This is a genomic window from Citrobacter sp. wls827 (genome assembly GCF_005280875.1).
GTDB lineage: Bacteria > Pseudomonadota > Gammaproteobacteria > Enterobacterales > Enterobacteriaceae > Citrobacter > Citrobacter youngae.
In genome coordinates this window covers 652,386-666,835 of record NZ_SZWR01000010.1, presented here as the reverse complement: position 1 = coordinate 666,835, position 14,450 = coordinate 652,386, and the positions used below count along the sequence as shown (strand labels likewise).

General features: G+C 48.3%; 18 protein-coding genes and 2 tRNA genes. 7 read left to right on the top strand and 13 right to left on the bottom strand.

Annotated elements, in window-relative coordinates; all coding sequences use genetic code 11:
- Positions 1-189: 189 nt before the first annotated feature.
- The 10 genes from FDX03_RS23120 to FDX03_RS06575 form a co-directional block, all read right to left on the bottom strand.
- Positions 190-357: a hypothetical protein gene (locus FDX03_RS23120; RefSeq protein ID WP_071524449.1), complete on the bottom strand. Its 168-nt coding sequence runs from the start codon at positions 355-357 to the stop codon at positions 190-192.
- Between the two features lie 852 nt (positions 358-1,209).
- Positions 1,210-1,698 (bottom strand): class I SAM-dependent methyltransferase, encoded by a 489-nt coding sequence (locus tag FDX03_RS06615; protein ID WP_086523788.1) that lies wholly within the window; start codon positions 1,696-1,698, stop codon positions 1,210-1,212.
- A 1-nt stretch (position 1,699) separates the two neighbouring features.
- Complete coding sequence (locus tag FDX03_RS06610; RefSeq protein WP_170927364.1) at positions 1,700-1,918, bottom strand: hypothetical protein; 219 nt, start codon at positions 1,916-1,918, stop codon at positions 1,700-1,702.
- Positions 1,915-2,406, bottom strand: a complete 492-nt coding sequence (locus tag FDX03_RS06605) for a hypothetical protein (RefSeq protein WP_086523789.1) — start codon at positions 2,404-2,406, stop codon at positions 1,915-1,917. Before FDX03_RS06605 ends, FDX03_RS06610 begins: the two co-directional genes overlap by 4 nt.
- Positions 2,403-2,741: a DUF977 family protein gene (locus FDX03_RS06600; RefSeq protein ID WP_016150447.1), complete on the bottom strand. Its 339-nt coding sequence runs from the start codon at positions 2,739-2,741 to the stop codon at positions 2,403-2,405. The genes FDX03_RS06605 and FDX03_RS06600 overlap by 4 nt, the downstream gene beginning before the upstream one ends.
- Positions 2,742-2,746: 5 nt before the next feature.
- Complete coding sequence (locus FDX03_RS06595; RefSeq protein ID WP_086523790.1) at positions 2,747-3,163, bottom strand: PerC family transcriptional regulator; 417 nt, start codon at positions 3,161-3,163, stop codon at positions 2,747-2,749.
- A gap of 19 nt (positions 3,164-3,182) precedes the next feature.
- Complete coding sequence (locus tag FDX03_RS06590) at positions 3,183-3,923, bottom strand: ATP-binding protein (protein ID WP_137345657.1); 741 nt, start codon at positions 3,921-3,923, stop codon at positions 3,183-3,185.
- 2 nt (positions 3,924-3,925) lie between these two features.
- Positions 3,926-4,726, bottom strand: a complete 801-nt coding sequence (locus tag FDX03_RS06585; RefSeq protein WP_086523792.1) for a DUF1376 domain-containing protein — start codon at positions 4,724-4,726, stop codon at positions 3,926-3,928.
- Positions 4,727-4,780: 54 nt separating this feature from the next.
- Positions 4,781-5,335: a toxin YdaT family protein gene (locus FDX03_RS06580; protein ID WP_137345699.1), complete on the bottom strand. Its 555-nt coding sequence runs from the start codon at positions 5,333-5,335 to the stop codon at positions 4,781-4,783.
- A gap of 3 nt (positions 5,336-5,338) precedes the next feature.
- On the bottom strand, positions 5,339-5,551 hold the full coding sequence (locus tag FDX03_RS06575) for a helix-turn-helix transcriptional regulator (protein WP_003832309.1): 213 nt from the start codon (positions 5,549-5,551) through the stop codon (positions 5,339-5,341).
- Positions 5,552-5,656: 105 nt separating this feature from the next.
- Here FDX03_RS06575 and FDX03_RS06570 point away from each other — a divergent pair, with 105 nt between their 5' ends.
- From FDX03_RS06570 to FDX03_RS06550, 5 genes are all read left to right on the top strand, one after another.
- The gene (locus FDX03_RS06570; RefSeq protein WP_101742086.1) at positions 5,657-6,037 is read left to right on the top strand and encodes a helix-turn-helix domain-containing protein; all 381 of its coding nucleotides are present in this window, start codon (positions 5,657-5,659) and stop codon (positions 6,035-6,037) included.
- Positions 6,038-6,622: 585 nt separating this feature from the next.
- Positions 6,623-6,961, top strand: coding sequence for an Rrf2 family transcriptional regulator (locus tag FDX03_RS06565; protein WP_249357002.1), 339 nt, complete (start codon positions 6,623-6,625; stop codon positions 6,959-6,961).
- 141 nt (positions 6,962-7,102) lie between these two features.
- Entirely contained in the window at positions 7,103-9,583 is a 2,481-nt protein-coding gene (locus FDX03_RS06560; protein ID WP_137345656.1) for an exonuclease, read from the top strand.
- A gap of 70 nt (positions 9,584-9,653) precedes the next feature.
- The gene (locus FDX03_RS06555; RefSeq protein ID WP_072041425.1) at positions 9,654-9,896 is read left to right on the top strand and encodes a DUF4224 domain-containing protein; all 243 of its coding nucleotides are present in this window, start codon (positions 9,654-9,656) and stop codon (positions 9,894-9,896) included.
- Positions 9,871-10,914 (top strand): tyrosine-type recombinase/integrase, encoded by a 1,044-nt coding sequence (locus FDX03_RS06550; RefSeq protein ID WP_137345655.1) that lies wholly within the window; start codon positions 9,871-9,873, stop codon positions 10,912-10,914. The genes FDX03_RS06555 and FDX03_RS06550 overlap by 26 nt, the downstream gene beginning before the upstream one ends.
- A gap of 66 nt (positions 10,915-10,980) precedes the next feature.
- Here FDX03_RS06550 and FDX03_RS06545 read toward each other — a convergent pair.
- Positions 10,981-11,070, bottom strand: a tRNA-Ser gene (locus FDX03_RS06545).
- A gap of 93 nt (positions 11,071-11,163) precedes the next feature.
- On the opposite strand from FDX03_RS06545, the gene mtfA reads away from it, so the two are divergent.
- Positions 11,164-11,961 carry a DgsA anti-repressor MtfA gene (gene mtfA / locus FDX03_RS06540; RefSeq protein WP_137345654.1) on the top strand — a complete coding sequence of 266 codons (798 nt, stop codon included), beginning with the start codon at positions 11,164-11,166 and terminating at the stop codon, positions 11,959-11,961.
- Between the two features lie 99 nt (positions 11,962-12,060).
- Positions 12,061-12,136: transfer RNA gene (locus FDX03_RS06535), tRNA-Asn, on the top strand.
- Between the two features lie 42 nt (positions 12,137-12,178).
- Here FDX03_RS06535 and cbl read toward each other — a convergent pair.
- A complete protein-coding gene (gene cbl / locus FDX03_RS06530; protein ID WP_005127780.1) occupies positions 12,179-13,129 on the bottom strand; it encodes an HTH-type transcriptional regulator Cbl in 951 nt (316 codons plus the stop codon).
- 101 nt (positions 13,130-13,230) lie between these two features.
- Positions 13,231-14,148 carry a nitrogen assimilation transcriptional regulator NAC gene (nac, locus tag FDX03_RS06525; RefSeq protein ID WP_137345653.1) on the bottom strand — a complete coding sequence of 306 codons (918 nt, stop codon included), beginning with the start codon at positions 14,146-14,148 and terminating at the stop codon, positions 13,231-13,233.
- Positions 14,149-14,450 lie beyond the last annotated feature (302 nt).

Below are 14,450 nucleotides of genomic sequence, written 5' to 3'. Positions count from 1 at the left end.
ATCACCAAACCTTTCAATGATGAATTTTTCAAATTCTATGCGTTTCTCTTCGTCGTCCGTTAAATCCATGTTCTCCCCAGCAGCATCTTACTAATCGCTCTTATTGCATAAAAAATAACATATCCGTTAGAGAGTGAAAAACCCGCCGGAGCGGGTTTGGTTTTGATGGTGAGTGCTATTTATTGATAACTATTTCTGACAAACTTTCTTAGATTTGCTGATAGAGCCATCATTACAAACAAACTTTTCACCCGAGCAATGCGATATTCCGCCTTTCTTACCTGAGCATGGCTTGTTTGCTGCCGTTGCTGTCAGTGAGAAAAGTGACACCAATAAAACAACAAGAACTTTCTTCATATCCCTATCCCCATCAGTAAAAGACAGGGGATCGTAGCAGGGATTGATGAAGCAAAAAAGAAAACCCGCCGTAGCAGTTTGAATTAGCAATGTTTTATTAAGACGCTATTTGTTTCTGCTGACAAAACTTCGGCAGGTTAGCCCTTACCAGAGATTCAGCTAATGGTGGCTATACAACAAAAAGTAAAACTACTATAGTGGCCTTTTGGTTAGCCTCTCTACGCTATCGGATCGGCCTGCCTATCTGCAAATACTTATCACCTAATGTGTTTAAATTACTGATGGTGCTTAGCAGAAATCATGAAGCGAAGATGTAAAAAAAAGCCCACTCGGACATGGGCGGGCTAAAAGAAGAGAAATCGAACCTATTATTATACGAGGTGCTGCAACAAGATGTGACGCATCTTATCAAATGTAAAATGCGGTCATCCCTTTGAAAAACTTAAACGTAATCTCATTTTTTTTCAAATCAGTCCTCGCACTACACTTCATCTCCATTTGGACTGCTTAGTTCAATCTCCCACTCTATATCCTTCCCCTGGAACTGGGGCATTACCTCGCCCTTATCAACACTTGTCACAACCTTATATGACTCGTTTTTCCATAAACCCGTCTGAGGGCAGATTTGACCTGATGTTGACTTAGAGGCTGGAGGTGCTGCTCCATCTTTAAGATAATTATAACTGTCAACATAACCATACCCACTACGATTCACTGATGAAACCATAAATACTCCATACAATTATCCATTCACAGTATGTAAATGCGGTCACACATTCTAAAAATTAACATTGCAACAATAATTTATTGATATATATCACAAAAACTAGCTTATTCCTGCTAGGTCTCGGTTCATATGGTTGTGAGTAAGTCCTTCACAAAGATAATCCAGTGGGTTTTATCGTTCTTTCCGGTACGCTGACCAATTGCAGGTTTCACATCTGTAAGCGCCAGAATCTGGCTAACTGGGATCTGCGTTTCGTTCCATTTGAAGATGAGCACACCGTGTGGCCGCAACACGCGGAAAGCCTCTTTGAATCCGACACGTAAATCAGAACGCCACGTTTTTTTGTTCAGTCGCCCGTACTTTTTACCCATCCATGCAGACTGGCCCACGCGCTCCAAGTGCGGTGGGTCAAACACAACAACCGGAAACGTTGCGTCGGCGAATGGCAGCGCACGGAAGTCGGCAATCAGATCGGGACTGATAACCAGGCGGCGACCGTCGCACAACTCGTGCTCTTCAGCGCGGATATCAGCGAACACAGTGCGGGTGTCCTGCTTGTTGAACCAGAACATGCGGGAGCCGCAACACACGTCCAAAATTGTTTGCTCGGACATCTCACTCCCCCTTCACACCAATGCCAGCGGCGGCAGCTTCAGTCTTCACGGGAATGAAACGAGATGGCGACCAGTCGCAATAGGTATCCGTTTCGGTGTGTCCGAACATGGCTTTACAGCGCCGGATGTGATAGCAGTTACCGCAACTCGAACCTTTTGGTAGGCGCATTTTGTCCGGGTCGGAATGGTCGTAATTCAGCACCTTGATGGCGTCGCTCATGACTGCACTCCTTGGCGAAGTTGGGCGGAGAACTCATCAACCGCATCCGATAGCGAACGGTAGTAAGCTTTAGTCTCGACAAATACGGAATTTTCCTCACCGCAAAACTTCAAGAATCCTTCCACACCCTGTGCCCGCACTTCGGCCAGGAAAGCGTCAGTGGCTGGGGTTTCTGGCTCGTAACCATCGGCGCTGACGTAACGGGTAATCTCCTCTTCGTAGAAAGTTTCCGGCTCGATGTGTGCAACATGACAATCGTTAATGATGAAATTTTTCAGCCCCGCATTCTCCGCCGCCAGCTCCCTGCACTTGCTCTCGGCATTAGCGAGCTGTACTGCCAGTTCTTCGTTTTGCAATTGCAGATTTTCGATACCAGCTTTTGCAATATCACAGGCCTTTTCCACGCCCTCCATCAACTCGTTTAACGCAGCAAGTTTCGATTGCTGCAATGCACATTTTTTCTCTAATTCTTCGTATGATGGTTTCATGCTGGCATTCTCCCCACGATATCTATAACCCGGCGCATAACCGCACTTCCCCGAAAATCTGCTGGTAACTCAATCACAGGCTTACTCGATCCGTATGAGAATCGCTGGAGATCGAAATCAATCACAGCCTTCTGGTCCCTGAACAAACCAAGACGACCGTAACGAATGAGTTCGCCTCGTTCAGCTGCTACACGGAAATACTTCTCAGCAGTCTGACGATGCAGTGACAACATCTGTGATGCCTCGCTAACGGTTAAGCGTCCACGGATTTTCACCTCTTCGATGATCACCCGGATAAGTGCCGCCTGCTCTTCTGGTGTGTTTGGTCTTGGCATGCTGATCATCTCCGGGCCATACGCAGGCATTCATTACGTTGCTGTGCTATACGTGACACTTCAGCTGAACTACGGGCAATGTCTAACATGTCGGTATATACTTTTGCCGCGCGCCGCCAGAGTCCTCGGGACTTCAGGTCTTTCGCCATTTTCTCTGCTAATTGCGTTTCAACCGGGTCATTTTTCTCTTCCATGAAGGGCAGTTTTACGTCAGGTAATTCGGCATCCGGAGCGATGTTATAAAAATACTGAGTTCCGTTGTGAGTACGCAGGACTGTGCCGCTAATAGTCAACGCGCGCAGAAACTTACCTGCGGTGCCGGATGGAATATCCAGTGCTTCACATACGTCACGTAATACGCAGTTCGGGGTATGGCGCACCACTATCGCTACCCGGTCTTTCTGAGAGATTTCTATGGTCATTGGTCAATACTCGTTTTAGTTACTTCACGACCCGTAAATGGGTCACATTTTTGCGATAACTTCCCCAGGCGAAATTTACCCAGATACCGTCATCCATGGTTAAGCGGTCCATGACCCGCTCACCCAGAACTTTCGATAACTCGTCATAATTCAGGTTTGTTAGCACCCCCACTGGTTTCATTGACGCCATACGGCGATCGATAATCTGATTAAGTAATACCCACTCATTGCGCGTATCACGTTGAACACCAACCTCATCAAGAACAAGCAAATCAACCTTGCACAAATCGTCCAGCAAATCGGACTCAGACTGGCCCTCGTCATAGCATTTGCGTGCGCGAAGCATCAAATCAGGTACTGTCACAACCAGAACGGAATAATCGTGTTGAAGCAGGTAGTTCCCGATTGCCGCGGCAAGATGATTTTTCCCTGTTCCGCAACTGCCGCTGAATATGAAACTGGTAAAGCCATTCCCAAAGTTATGGGCGTAGCTCTTTGCCATCGTCAGCGCGTGTTTCTGCCCGTCGTTGCTCACCTGGTAATTTGCAAATGAGCACCCCCTGTGCAACTCGCAGATCCCTGAGCGCCCAAAAATCCTTTCTGAACGGTTACGCTGATTTTGTTTTTCCAGTTCAGCTGCGCGCTTTCGCCCTTCTTCCTGCTGCCAGGCCATTAATTCCTGACTGCTGGTAAATTTCGGCTGAACAACTGCAGGCATGAGATTACGTAGACGGCCAAGCAAATCATTCGTCGATTTCATCATTACCCCCTGAACCCCGGCGGGATCTGAGTGTCAGGTTGTGAAACGCCAAAGCCAGCCTGTCGACGTGTACCTGCCGATGGTGAGGAAGATTTGGCGCGTGATGTTTTCAGGCTGGAAGCAAAAGTCTGTTCCCACTGGATGTGGTGTTTAACTTTCCCTTCGCATTTCCAGTAGTCCCGGAACTGCTGTAATTCGACGGCTGTATACCCAGGTAAATCCCCAAGGTTTATCCCCCACTGCGCAGCCTGGCGTACAAAGTCATCACCAGGTGTCCAGTCATCTGTGATCGGAAATTTTCCTATAGGCGGTAAAAAGTCACCTGGCGCGTGTAACTCTCTCTCTTGGTTTTCTTTTAGATCTGTATCTGTATCTGGATCTTTATTAGTTGGGTTTCCGTTGATGTTCTGTTTTAACGGTGACTCAACACCCGTTGAACACTCGTTGTTATTTTGTTTGTTATTCGCTCCTTTTTTAACTTTTCTCGCCTGAGCGGATGCTTTTCCAGCTGCTGACTTTTGGCTGATCGAGTTTTTAACCGCCTCCAGATCACGCTCTATACGCTCCTGTACCCATTCGGTTCCGTTATCGTTAAAAAACTCTTTCAACGAAGGTTCAACGGCATCCCAACGGTCGTTACTCAGCCGTGCAATTTTCGATAGTCGGTTTTTGGGGATCGGGCGACCTGTTTGCCAATAATTGAACATCAGTAGCAGGTATGCGCCATGCTCTTCTGTAGACAGATGCATGGTGTCCGCCAGGTAATCAGCAATGTAAAGTTGCATGTAAGGCAGAGCTGCCATGGTTACTCCCTTGTCCGGTTTCCCGGCGCGTAATGGTTATTGCTCAAAACTCGATTAAAAAAATTGCGGCGCTACGGCACTTATACTCGCCAGTAGTGGTCCCGCCGCGTCAGCAGGTAACATGTTGAACAATGCAATTGCCGCTTCACGAATCTCCTTCTCAAGCTTCTGTAACGGAGCGCCGATTAATTTGGCCTGGTGTGCCTCGCTGCATTCTTTGATAGCGCTGGCCACCAGCTCAGCTTCTGTGCTCGCATTACTTAATCCGTGCTTTCTGGCAATCTGAACTGGCATAGCAGCAATGATTGAACCTGACAGCTGCATAACGTAAGCCGTGTATTTTTCTGATCCCCCTTCGTTTTTCAGATACCGGAATAAATTCTGTTTATTAACAGCAATTCCACGGCCATCTGCTTTGGCCCACTCTTCTGCCACCAGTTGAGCGATCCGCTCCTGTGCCTGTCCTGGTAATGTCGATTCCCATTCACGAACAGCGGCCAATATGACGCGGTGCTGAATGCCGTTACGGCGCTGGGGTTTAGATTGATTTTGCGATTTCACCGGAGCGGCTACTCGTGGTTTATTATGGGTATAAGCTACTGATTGCATCATTCAGACCTCGCTTTGTGGCGGAAATACACTATCAAGAGAGCAGGTGCGCCCTAACTCGTTAAGCTTCTCCACAATCAATCTGCATTCCGGTAGGCCTGGTTGGCGTGTTCCGTTCTCATAATTTGAGAGCCTTGACTGACGCCACCCGAATAATTTGGCTAATTGCTCTTGGGTTAAACCGAGCGCTTGCCGTTCTTTGGCGATGTTGTTCATCTTGTCCTCACATATAGTGTTTAGCTGAATTAAACACACAATGTGTTAGATAGTCAAGACGAAACGTTCTTTGAGCGTTAACACGTAACGTGGTAAAAATCAGTAATGAATATAAACACTGCAATTGCCGCCAGACTGAAGCAGCTACGCGAACAGAAAAATATGTCGCAATCTAAACTCGCAGAGTTATGTGGGTGGGCTCAGTCACGCATCGGGAACTATGAAGCAGGTCGCCGCAATGTTGGCGTTGACGACGCTATAACGATATCTAAAGCTCTCGGCATTAGCCCGGCTGAGCTAATGTTTGGTGATGATCACGCCGAATCATGGTTAACGCCAAGACATCGTAAGTTGATAACTCTTTTTGACCAGTTGCCGGAGTCTGAACAAGACAGAATGATAGATACCTTTCAATTACGGCTGAAAGAAATTGATGAGTATGTTGAGAAATACCTTCGGGGACGATTAAAGCCAACTGACGACTAAGCTACAATTTTAAGCGCTCTAACCAGCCTCCTTGGCTGGTTTTTTTATGCCTTTCCCACTCCCTTTTCCCATATCGTTATCATCCTCACCACCTTAAACACATGTTGTGTTGACTTTTAAACACATTTAGAGTTTAAATATAAACACATTTTGAAAAACGTCATCGAGGCAGGACGCCCACGAAGTAGCTGCCGGCGGCATACGAATCACCGGATGAGATGACATTTATGTGTGCTTTGCGGTGAGTCAGTTGAATTCTGATACACAGTTTCGAGTCTGCGCAATCAGGGTAGTGACGACCAACATGTTACTGATTCACCAGTAAAGCACACAAAAAACACGCAGCAGGTTCAACGTTCCGCCAGCCTGGCGACAAGGGCAACGCAAGAGGATAAATCCATGATCGATTTCGCGCGTAAACCAGTGCGGTGTCAGGCCGTACATCTAAATCGCATTGAAGTAATCATTCGACTGATTTGCTACATGCTCGCCGAGAAGGGCGACCCGTCTGCCGACCAACAGACTGCAGTTCGTTCATAACGAGTTTGACCAATGGCTGTTGCCAGCATCAGTAAGGAAGTGACTATGGAGTTTGGAATGAAACGTGTGGTGGCATCTGTTCAGGTAGTTGCCATCCTCAACAGGATTTACAACGGCAGCCCTGTTTCCATCGCATCTATCAGTAAGGAATCAAAGCTGTCTGTGTCTTACCCCGAGCAGATTTTCTCGAAACTGCGCACCAGTGAAATCGTCACCAGCCAGCGTGGCGCTGGTGGCGGGTATCACCTTAGCAAAGCAAACCCCAGCGTGGCTGACGTCGTTCGTGCCGTAACAAACACGCCTGATTCATTTGAACCCGTGCTGAATGCTCTGGAGTGGGTCCCCGTCGCGCATCTGGCGCAGGGAAAATCACCTACCCCATAAAGCACAAAACCCGCGCAAGGCGGGTTAAGTACCCGGTCGGCCGACCAAAGCTTTCCGGAACGAGTTTTGACCAATAACCACTACCTTAGGCGGCGATCATCAGCTGCCGGGTATCTTACAATCCAATGGAGCCCGAACGCAATGTTAACGTATGCGTATCTTATTAAAGCCAAAGCGAAAGCAACTGAGGCAAAAAACCTGTTTTGCTGGTTCTCTGCGAAATCAGATTCCCGTGCAGAGCGCGAAATCCTCAATATTCTCGAAGACAACGGTATTGCCGTCGGACGTGGCGCTGACTATCAATTACCTGTCCGCACCAACTGGTTTGTTGTTGACGATCTCCCAGAGGAAAACGCACTCGATGACACATGGTGCGATCGTTACGAACTGGCAGAAGACCAGCAAACATGGCAACCGAAACAGAAGCCTGAGAATGAAAATCAGGGGGCTACCGGCCAGCAAAAACCTGAAACCGCCAGTACTAATGTACCCACCAGCGATGCACCAGCATTGCTCCGCCCCATATCTCGCCTGCGCCTGTCTCAGCGACTGATTGCGCACCTGGTCAATGACACTGAAGAGAAGGAAATCAGTGAAGCGCAGCACATCCAGATCGGACAAATGGAACTGGACGAAAATAATCTCTATGTACAAAACCTGTTACTGGCCGTTGCGAATGTGCCGGCTGTGAAAGAGCTTTCTGCTCATGTCGAGTGGAACCTGGCAAACGCAATAAAAGAAGTCTTCGATCGTGAGCTGGTCTATACCGTCTCTTCATTTGAGGAATTTATTACCGAATGGATTGCGGAACCGAAAGCGCGGACTCATACCGTGCAGGAGTGGGTTAACGATAAGAAAGCACGAATTGTGGGTGATGAACCCACCGTTCCACCTGTAACGCCAGAACTCATTACCGTTGCGACTCTCCCGCTACGCCAGCGCCTTTTAGCTCAGTTTATTTCTGATGAATATGCTTACCATATTGATACTGAGCAGAAGAAAACCATTCAGGAACTCGAGCTGGATGTGGATAACAGCTACGTGCAAAACCTGCTACTTGCCGCCGAGAATGTAGAACCATTCAGAAAAGCGCCAGAGATTGATATCTGGAAAATTGTCAGCGCGCTAAAAACTATTTTCCCGGTTGATGGTAAACGAGTGGATCTGTCTACCGTAATTCAGTTCTTTAAGGCCTGGTTCAGTACTGAACACATTGACCGTGGGTTGCTGGTTAAAGAGTGGTGTAAGGGCAATCGTGTGTCACAGATTCAGCGCACTGACACTGGAACGAACGCTGGTGGTGGCAATAAGACCGATCGCAATACCGATTATGCTCATACACTGGATACGCTCGACGTTGAGATTGCGCTGGCCACGCTTACAATGGATTTCGATATCTACAATATTCCGGGATCTATTCTCCGCCAGGCTAAAGAGATCATCGCAGCCAAAGACAGTCCATTCAAAGAATGGTCCGCAGCACTACGAAAATGTTCTGGCATCCTCGATTACTCGCGCGCAGCTATTTTTGCATTAATACGAGGCGCTCATCCCTCTTATTACCTTTCTCCCGGGCGCTTATCCGGCTACATCAATGCAAATCTGGTCGAAAGCGATCATCAAAATCCCACCGATGAAACACTTGCTGCTGCGCGCCAGGTGAATAGCGCTGCTGTTGTCGCTGCTGTAGTTCAGGGGAAAGAGCCGCTAGAGAATCTGGAGAAACTGTCCACTGACTTTGCGACAGTGGGGGCATTGGCAGCAAAAGCCGCAAAACAGGAAACTTCAGAATTAATCAAACAACCTGAAGTAGCCAATCTCGGTAACGGCATATTTTCTGTCGATGGCCTGATGAATCCCCCTGCCAAATTAAACGAGGAAGCCACCAGCGATGTGCAGATGGAAGAAACTGACAACAACGAAATCAAAGCTAATCCTGAAGTGTCTCAGAGCGAAACAGCAGTTTTGCCAGTTAAAAGCGCTGATGCAACTGGTGACGCGTCAGCTTCCCTGAATGATGAACCCGTTCACCATATTAATACGGATCCCCTGAACGCTTTTTATACTCACCTGATGCTTGATATGGAAACTATGGGCAACAGCCCTGATGCCCCAATAGTCTCTATCGGCGCTGTATTTTTTGATCCTTCAACTGGTAACACTGGAGCCGAGTTTTACCAGGTTGTCAGTCTAGAGTCATCGATGTCGTTTGGCATGAAACCGGATGCCTCGACAATTCAGTGGTGGTTAAAACAATCTTCGGAAGCCCGTTCTGCGATTCTTGTTGATGGAGCCATGGGGTTGCGCGAAGTCCTTGAGCTTCTGGCCGACTTTATTGCTGAAAATGCTGCTAACGGTAGTCACTCCGTTCAGGTATGGGGTAATGGCTGTTCGTTTGATAACGTCATTCTCCGCCGCGCGTATGTGTTAACAGAAACGCCCTTCGCTGTTCCGTTCTGGAATGACAGGGACGTAAGGACCATGGTTGAACTGGGTAAATCTGTCGGTATCAATCCGCGCTTCGACATCCCGTTTGAAGGTGATTTGCACAATGCACTTTCTGACGCCCGGCATCAGGTCAAATACGTCTCTGCAATCTGGAAACGTCTGACCGCAAACTGATTTTCTAATTTCACAATTTATGGTTCCTGCCTGGTATGTTTTTACAGGCAGGCCATCAGAGAGATGAGCTATGCACGAACTTACACTGTCTCCTCAGGAAATTGCAGAAATTACTGGCTATCAGCGCTACACCCACCAGCAGCGACAGCTGCGGTGTCACGGCATACCGTTCACCACTGATGGGCGGAACCGCCCAATTGTATTGCGCAGAAGTATTGGTCCCGGAGTTTCTGAATTACCTAAGGTCGATGAATATGTTGCACTTGAGCCAAATTACGACGCAATCAATGGGCAGACCAAGAAAAGATCCTAAAGACAAGCACCTCCCGCCACGCGTAACTAAAAACCGTTATAGCTATGTGTGGAAGCCAAAAGGAACAAAACAAAGCGTAACTCTTGCACCTATTACCGGGACAAGTATGTCCCGGCTATGGGCGCGTTATGAGGAAGAGAAAGCCAAGCGTTCAGACGTAATGACATTTTCTAAATTATGGAAGTTATTCACCAGTAGCCCAGCTTTTGCTGAACTGGCTCCACGGACGCAGACTGATTACAGATCGTATGAAAAAAAACTGGTCCCAGTGTTCGGGAATATGCGAGCAGATGACATAAAAATTGAGATGGTCAGGATCTATATGGATAAACGTGGCCAGCGCAGCATTAACCAGGCAAACCAGGAACTCGGCGGGATGTCGCGTGTTTTCTCATGGGGATATGAACGAGGGTACGTGAAAGGAAATCCGTGCAAAGGGGTGCGCAAGTTCTCTTTAAAAGCCCGTGACGTGTACGTGACAGACGAAGAATATCAGGCAATTTATGAAGAGGCGGCACCAGCTCTCCGGGTTGGCATGGAGATATCTTACTTATGCGCAGCTCGCGTTTCCGATGTACTTTCTCTCAAATGGTCGCAAGTAAGCGAGGAAGGCATTTTTATCCAGCAGGGAAAGACCGGGACTAAACAAATAAAAGTCTGGACTGAACGGCTTCATAACGCCATCGAACTTGCAAAAACTCTGGGTGGGCAGGAAACGGTTATCTGTAGCAGCAAAAAAACTAAATACTCGAAAAGTGGGTTTAATGATCTGTGGGAAACGGCAAGGGAAGCAGCAGGAAAAAAACTAGATAGAAAACTGCCGTGTACTTTTCATGATCTCAAAGCCAAGGGAATATCTGATTACGAAGGCTCGAGTAAGGATAAACAACTATTCTCAGGTCACAAAACTGAAAGCCAGGTTGTGGTTTATGACAGAAAAGTGAAAATTTCTCCCACATTGGATCTTCCAGTCTTGGGCAAATCAGAAGATGATGATGGCGAGTTTTATACCAAGTGAATATACCAACACTATACCAAGTGTGACATGAGTCGTTGAAAGGAATTGAGCTAAGTGTTTGAATAGTGGCGGAGAGAGGGGGATTTGAACCCCCGGTAGAGTTGCCCCTACTCCGGTTTTCGAGACCGGTCCATTCAGCCGCTCTGGCATCTCTCCGTTCTGGTGGTTGCCATGATGCCAGGTAATTTGGCATTTTAACAGACCCAGTTCCGTCAATTTCGTTCAAGTGACGAGTTTGCGAGCAAAACGATGATTAAGTGGCCCTGGAAAGAGCAAGAAACAGCCCGGAATGATGACTGGCCCTGGGATGATGCCCTGGAAATTCCTCTTCTGGTGAATCTTACTGAACAAGAACAAGCCAGGCTTATTGCCCTGGCTGAGCGTTTTTTACAGCAAAAAAGATTGGTTGCGCTACAAGGATTTGAACTGGACGTACTGAAAAGTGCACGAATTGCTCTGCTTTTCTGTTTGCCTGTTCTGGAATTAGGCATCGAGTGGCTCGATGGTTTTCATGAAGTCCTTATTTACCCTGCCCCGTTTGTCGTGGATGACGAATGGGAAGATGATATTGGGCTGGTGCACAATCAACGGATTATTCAGTCAGGCCAAAGCTGGCAACAGGGTCCGGTGATCCTGAACTGGCTTGATATCCAGGATTCCTTCGATGCTTCCGGCTTTAATCTGATTATTCACGAAGTGGCACATAAACTTGATATGCGTAATGGCGATCGCGCCAGCGGCGTTCCGGCTATTCCGCTGAGAGAAATTGCGAACTGGGAGCACGATCTCCATGCCGCGATGAACAACATCCAGGATGAAATCGATCTGGTGGGTGAAACGGCCTGCAGTATAGATGCCTACGCAGCAACCGATCCTGCAGAATGCTTTGCGGTACTATCCGAGTATTTCTTCAGCGCCCCCGAGTTGTTTGCACCACGTTTTCCGGCATTGTGGCAACGTTTTTTCCAGTTCTATCGCCAGAACCCAATGCTTCGGTTGCGCGATAGCCAGGAAGAAGACCATTTTCGCTCATCAAATGTACATTAATACTGAATTTGAAGATTAATTAACCAATTGATATGACGTATTAATTTTACTGTTGACACGTCATGGTGAGGTCAGTAATATGCGCCTCGTTCACACGATTCCTCTGTAGTTCAGTCGGTAGAACGGCGGACTGTTAATCCGTATGTCACTGGTTCGAGTCCAGTCAGAGGAGCCATATTTAAGAAGCCTGCTTAGGAAACTAAGCAGGCTTTTTGCTTTATATCTGATAATCAATCATCACTTCATCAGGCTCCATCGCCTGGCGTTTAATCTCTTCCACAGATAAACCTGCGTTGCATAGCTCGATGAATCGCCAGACGTAATTGCGCTGCAACTGACCACGTTTGAGCCCCAGCCAAACGGTGTTCGCATCAAATAAATGCCGGGTATCAAGGCGGGTTAACGTCCCCTCCTCCTGCTCGCCACTGGATTGCTCCGCCACCAACCCGATTCCCAGCCCCAGCGCTACATACGTTTTAATCACATCCGAGTCCTGCGCACTGAGGATAATATCCGGCACCAACCCTTTACGCGCAAATGCCTCATCAATACGTGAGCGTCCCGTAATACCCTGTCGATAGGTAATGAGCGGCCAGTGAGCAATAGACTCAAGCGTAAGCGGGGAAGCCTTAACTAATGGATGATCGTGTGGAACGAGCAGGCTGTGCTGCCAACGAAACCAGGGAAACGCCACCAACAGCGGATCGCTGCTGAGTCGTTCACTGGCAATACCAATGTCAGCGCCACCATTTTGCAGGAGAACGTCAATTTCTTGCGGCGTCCCCTGGATAAGCTCCAGGCGAACCTCCGGGAAGAGCTCTCGAAATGCTTTGATCACCGCTGGCAGACTATAGCGTGCCTGCGTGTGCGTGGTCGCAATGGTCAGCACACCAGACGTGTCATTGGTAAACAGGTCCGCCAGTCGGCGAACATTACTGGCTTCATTAAGAATGCGCTCAGCGATCACCAACAACGCCTTCCCCGGTTCGGTCATGCCAAGTAAACGTTTACCACGACGAATAAAAATTTCGATGCCAAGTTCATCTTCAAGTTCACGAATATGCCGACTTACCCCCGACTGCGAGGTATAAAGAATATTCGCGACTTCCGTCAGGTTGTAATCCTGACGGGCCGCCTCGCGGATTATTTTAAGTTGCTGGAAATTCACTTTTCGCTCCGGGTACATCAGACATTACACTATTGTTAAAGTCTGATGCCCGGCATAACAAATAATAAAAACCTGCATCTTATTCCTGGCTGGAATAAGGTCTAACTCACCAGCTGTAGCTCCCGATTTTCCAGAGCCGGACGGCTAACCAGCGACAACAGGATCTCTTTCACCGCCTGAGCCTGTGGTGTCAAACTGCCCCTGGCTGACATGTTAAGTGAGAGGGGCAGATTCATGGAGGGCGTTGTAATCCGCGCCATCCAGCCATTCGCTGCATGACATAATGCCCGGGCTGCCGATTCAGGTAAGACTGTCACCCCCATACCGCTGGCAATCGCGGCCGTTAGGGTGGAGATAGAATCAATTTCACCTATTACTTTGGCCGTTAAGCGGCGCAGTGAGAAGGCTTCGTCAACACGGAGGCGGACCGCACTGTAATCCCGTGGCAGAAGCAAATTCATCTGCGCGACTGCCGTTAAATCGACACCAGGCCCTGGACATTCGCGCGTCCCCACCAGGTAAAGATCCTCTTTGAGTAACGGTTGACTGGAAATACCCGCGATCGGCGAGCGCTCGTAAAGCACCGCTATATCTAATTGACCACTGAGTAGTTTATCGTTCAGCACCGCCCCGCTGTTTTCATGCAAATAGACCAGTACATCGGGCAGCTCGGCGCGAACGGTCTGTAATAACGGCATGGTAATTGATGATGCCGCAGTGCCTGGCGCCAGGCCAATAGAGACGTGTCCACTCAGGGTCTGCCCTACATTATTGACCGCAAGCTGTGCCTGTTCACACTGCCGTAATATCGTCCGGGCGTGCGTATACAGCACTTTCCCCGCCTCCGTCGGCGTCACCCCGCGTTTGGTGCGGATCAACAACTGTTGATCCAGCTCCCCCTCCAGCGTAGCAACCTGCTGGCTCAGCGCGGGTTGAGCGATATGCAATACTTCCGCTGCCTGGGTCAGGCTACCAATATCGACGATTTTTACGAAGTATTTCAGTCGTCTGAAGTTCATTTTGCCTCCTGTCGGAATACCAGAACCCATGCTGGCAATCATGAAACTCAGGATTGCAAGATGCTTGCCAGTTTCATCTGTAGACGATTATTTAATGTTAAGCTCCCGTTAAGTAAGGGATGGCGCAGGAAAGTGATCGCTTCTACTGATTCCGCGTTTTTCCGGGCTGCCCCACAAGAGGTAGACCCGCACCAGAATGGGGCAAATGTCTAAAAAGCATGAAAGATCGCCGCTTTGTTGAATTTGTCAGCAAACGAACACACAATTTCATTTACCCCTTTGACAACCCCCATCGCCCCCGC

Bases quoted from the DNA above. Each gene is read 5' to 3' on its own strand.
- FDX03_RS23120 (WP_071524449.1), bottom strand. From the start codon at position 357: ATGAAGAAAGTTCTTGTTGTTTTATTGGTGTCACTTTTCTCACTGACA.
- FDX03_RS06615 (WP_086523788.1), bottom strand. From the start codon at position 1,698: ATGTCCGAGCAAACAATTTTGGACGTGTGTTGCGGCTCCCGCATGTTC.
- FDX03_RS06610 (WP_170927364.1), bottom strand. From the start codon at position 1,918: ATGAGCGACGCCATCAAGGTGCTGAATTACGACCATTCCGACCCGGAC.
- FDX03_RS06605 (WP_086523789.1), bottom strand. From the start codon at position 2,406: ATGAAACCATCATACGAAGAATTAGAGAAAAAATGTGCATTGCAGCAA.
- FDX03_RS06600 (WP_016150447.1), bottom strand. From the start codon at position 2,741: ATGCCAAGACCAAACACACCAGAAGAGCAGGCGGCACTTATCCGGGTG.
- FDX03_RS06595 (WP_086523790.1), bottom strand. From the start codon at position 3,163: ATGACCATAGAAATCTCTCAGAAAGACCGGGTAGCGATAGTGGTGCGC.
- FDX03_RS06590 (WP_137345657.1), bottom strand. From the start codon at position 3,923: ATGAAATCGACGAATGATTTGCTTGGCCGTCTACGTAATCTCATGCCT.
- FDX03_RS06585 (WP_086523792.1), bottom strand. From the start codon at position 4,726: ATGGCAGCTCTGCCTTACATGCAACTTTACATTGCTGATTACCTGGCG.
- FDX03_RS06580 (WP_137345699.1), bottom strand. From the start codon at position 5,335: ATGCAATCAGTAGCTTATACCCATAATAAACCACGAGTAGCCGCTCCG.
- FDX03_RS06575 (WP_003832309.1), bottom strand. From the start codon at position 5,551: ATGAACAACATCGCCAAAGAACGGCAAGCGCTCGGTTTAACCCAAGAG.
- FDX03_RS06570 (WP_101742086.1), top strand. From the start codon at position 5,657: ATGAATATAAACACTGCAATTGCCGCCAGACTGAAGCAGCTACGCGAA.
- FDX03_RS06565 (WP_249357002.1), top strand. From the start codon at position 6,623: ATGGAGTTTGGAATGAAACGTGTGGTGGCATCTGTTCAGGTAGTTGCC.
- FDX03_RS06560 (WP_137345656.1), top strand. From the start codon at position 7,103: ATGTTAACGTATGCGTATCTTATTAAAGCCAAAGCGAAAGCAACTGAG.
- FDX03_RS06555 (WP_072041425.1), top strand. From the start codon at position 9,654: ATGCACGAACTTACACTGTCTCCTCAGGAAATTGCAGAAATTACTGGC.
- FDX03_RS06550 (WP_137345655.1), top strand. From the start codon at position 9,871: ATGGGCAGACCAAGAAAAGATCCTAAAGACAAGCACCTCCCGCCACGC.
- mtfA (WP_137345654.1), top strand. From the start codon at position 11,164: ATGATTAAGTGGCCCTGGAAAGAGCAAGAAACAGCCCGGAATGATGAC.
- nac (WP_137345653.1), bottom strand. From the start codon at position 14,148: ATGAACTTCAGACGACTGAAATACTTCGTAAAAATCGTCGATATTGGT.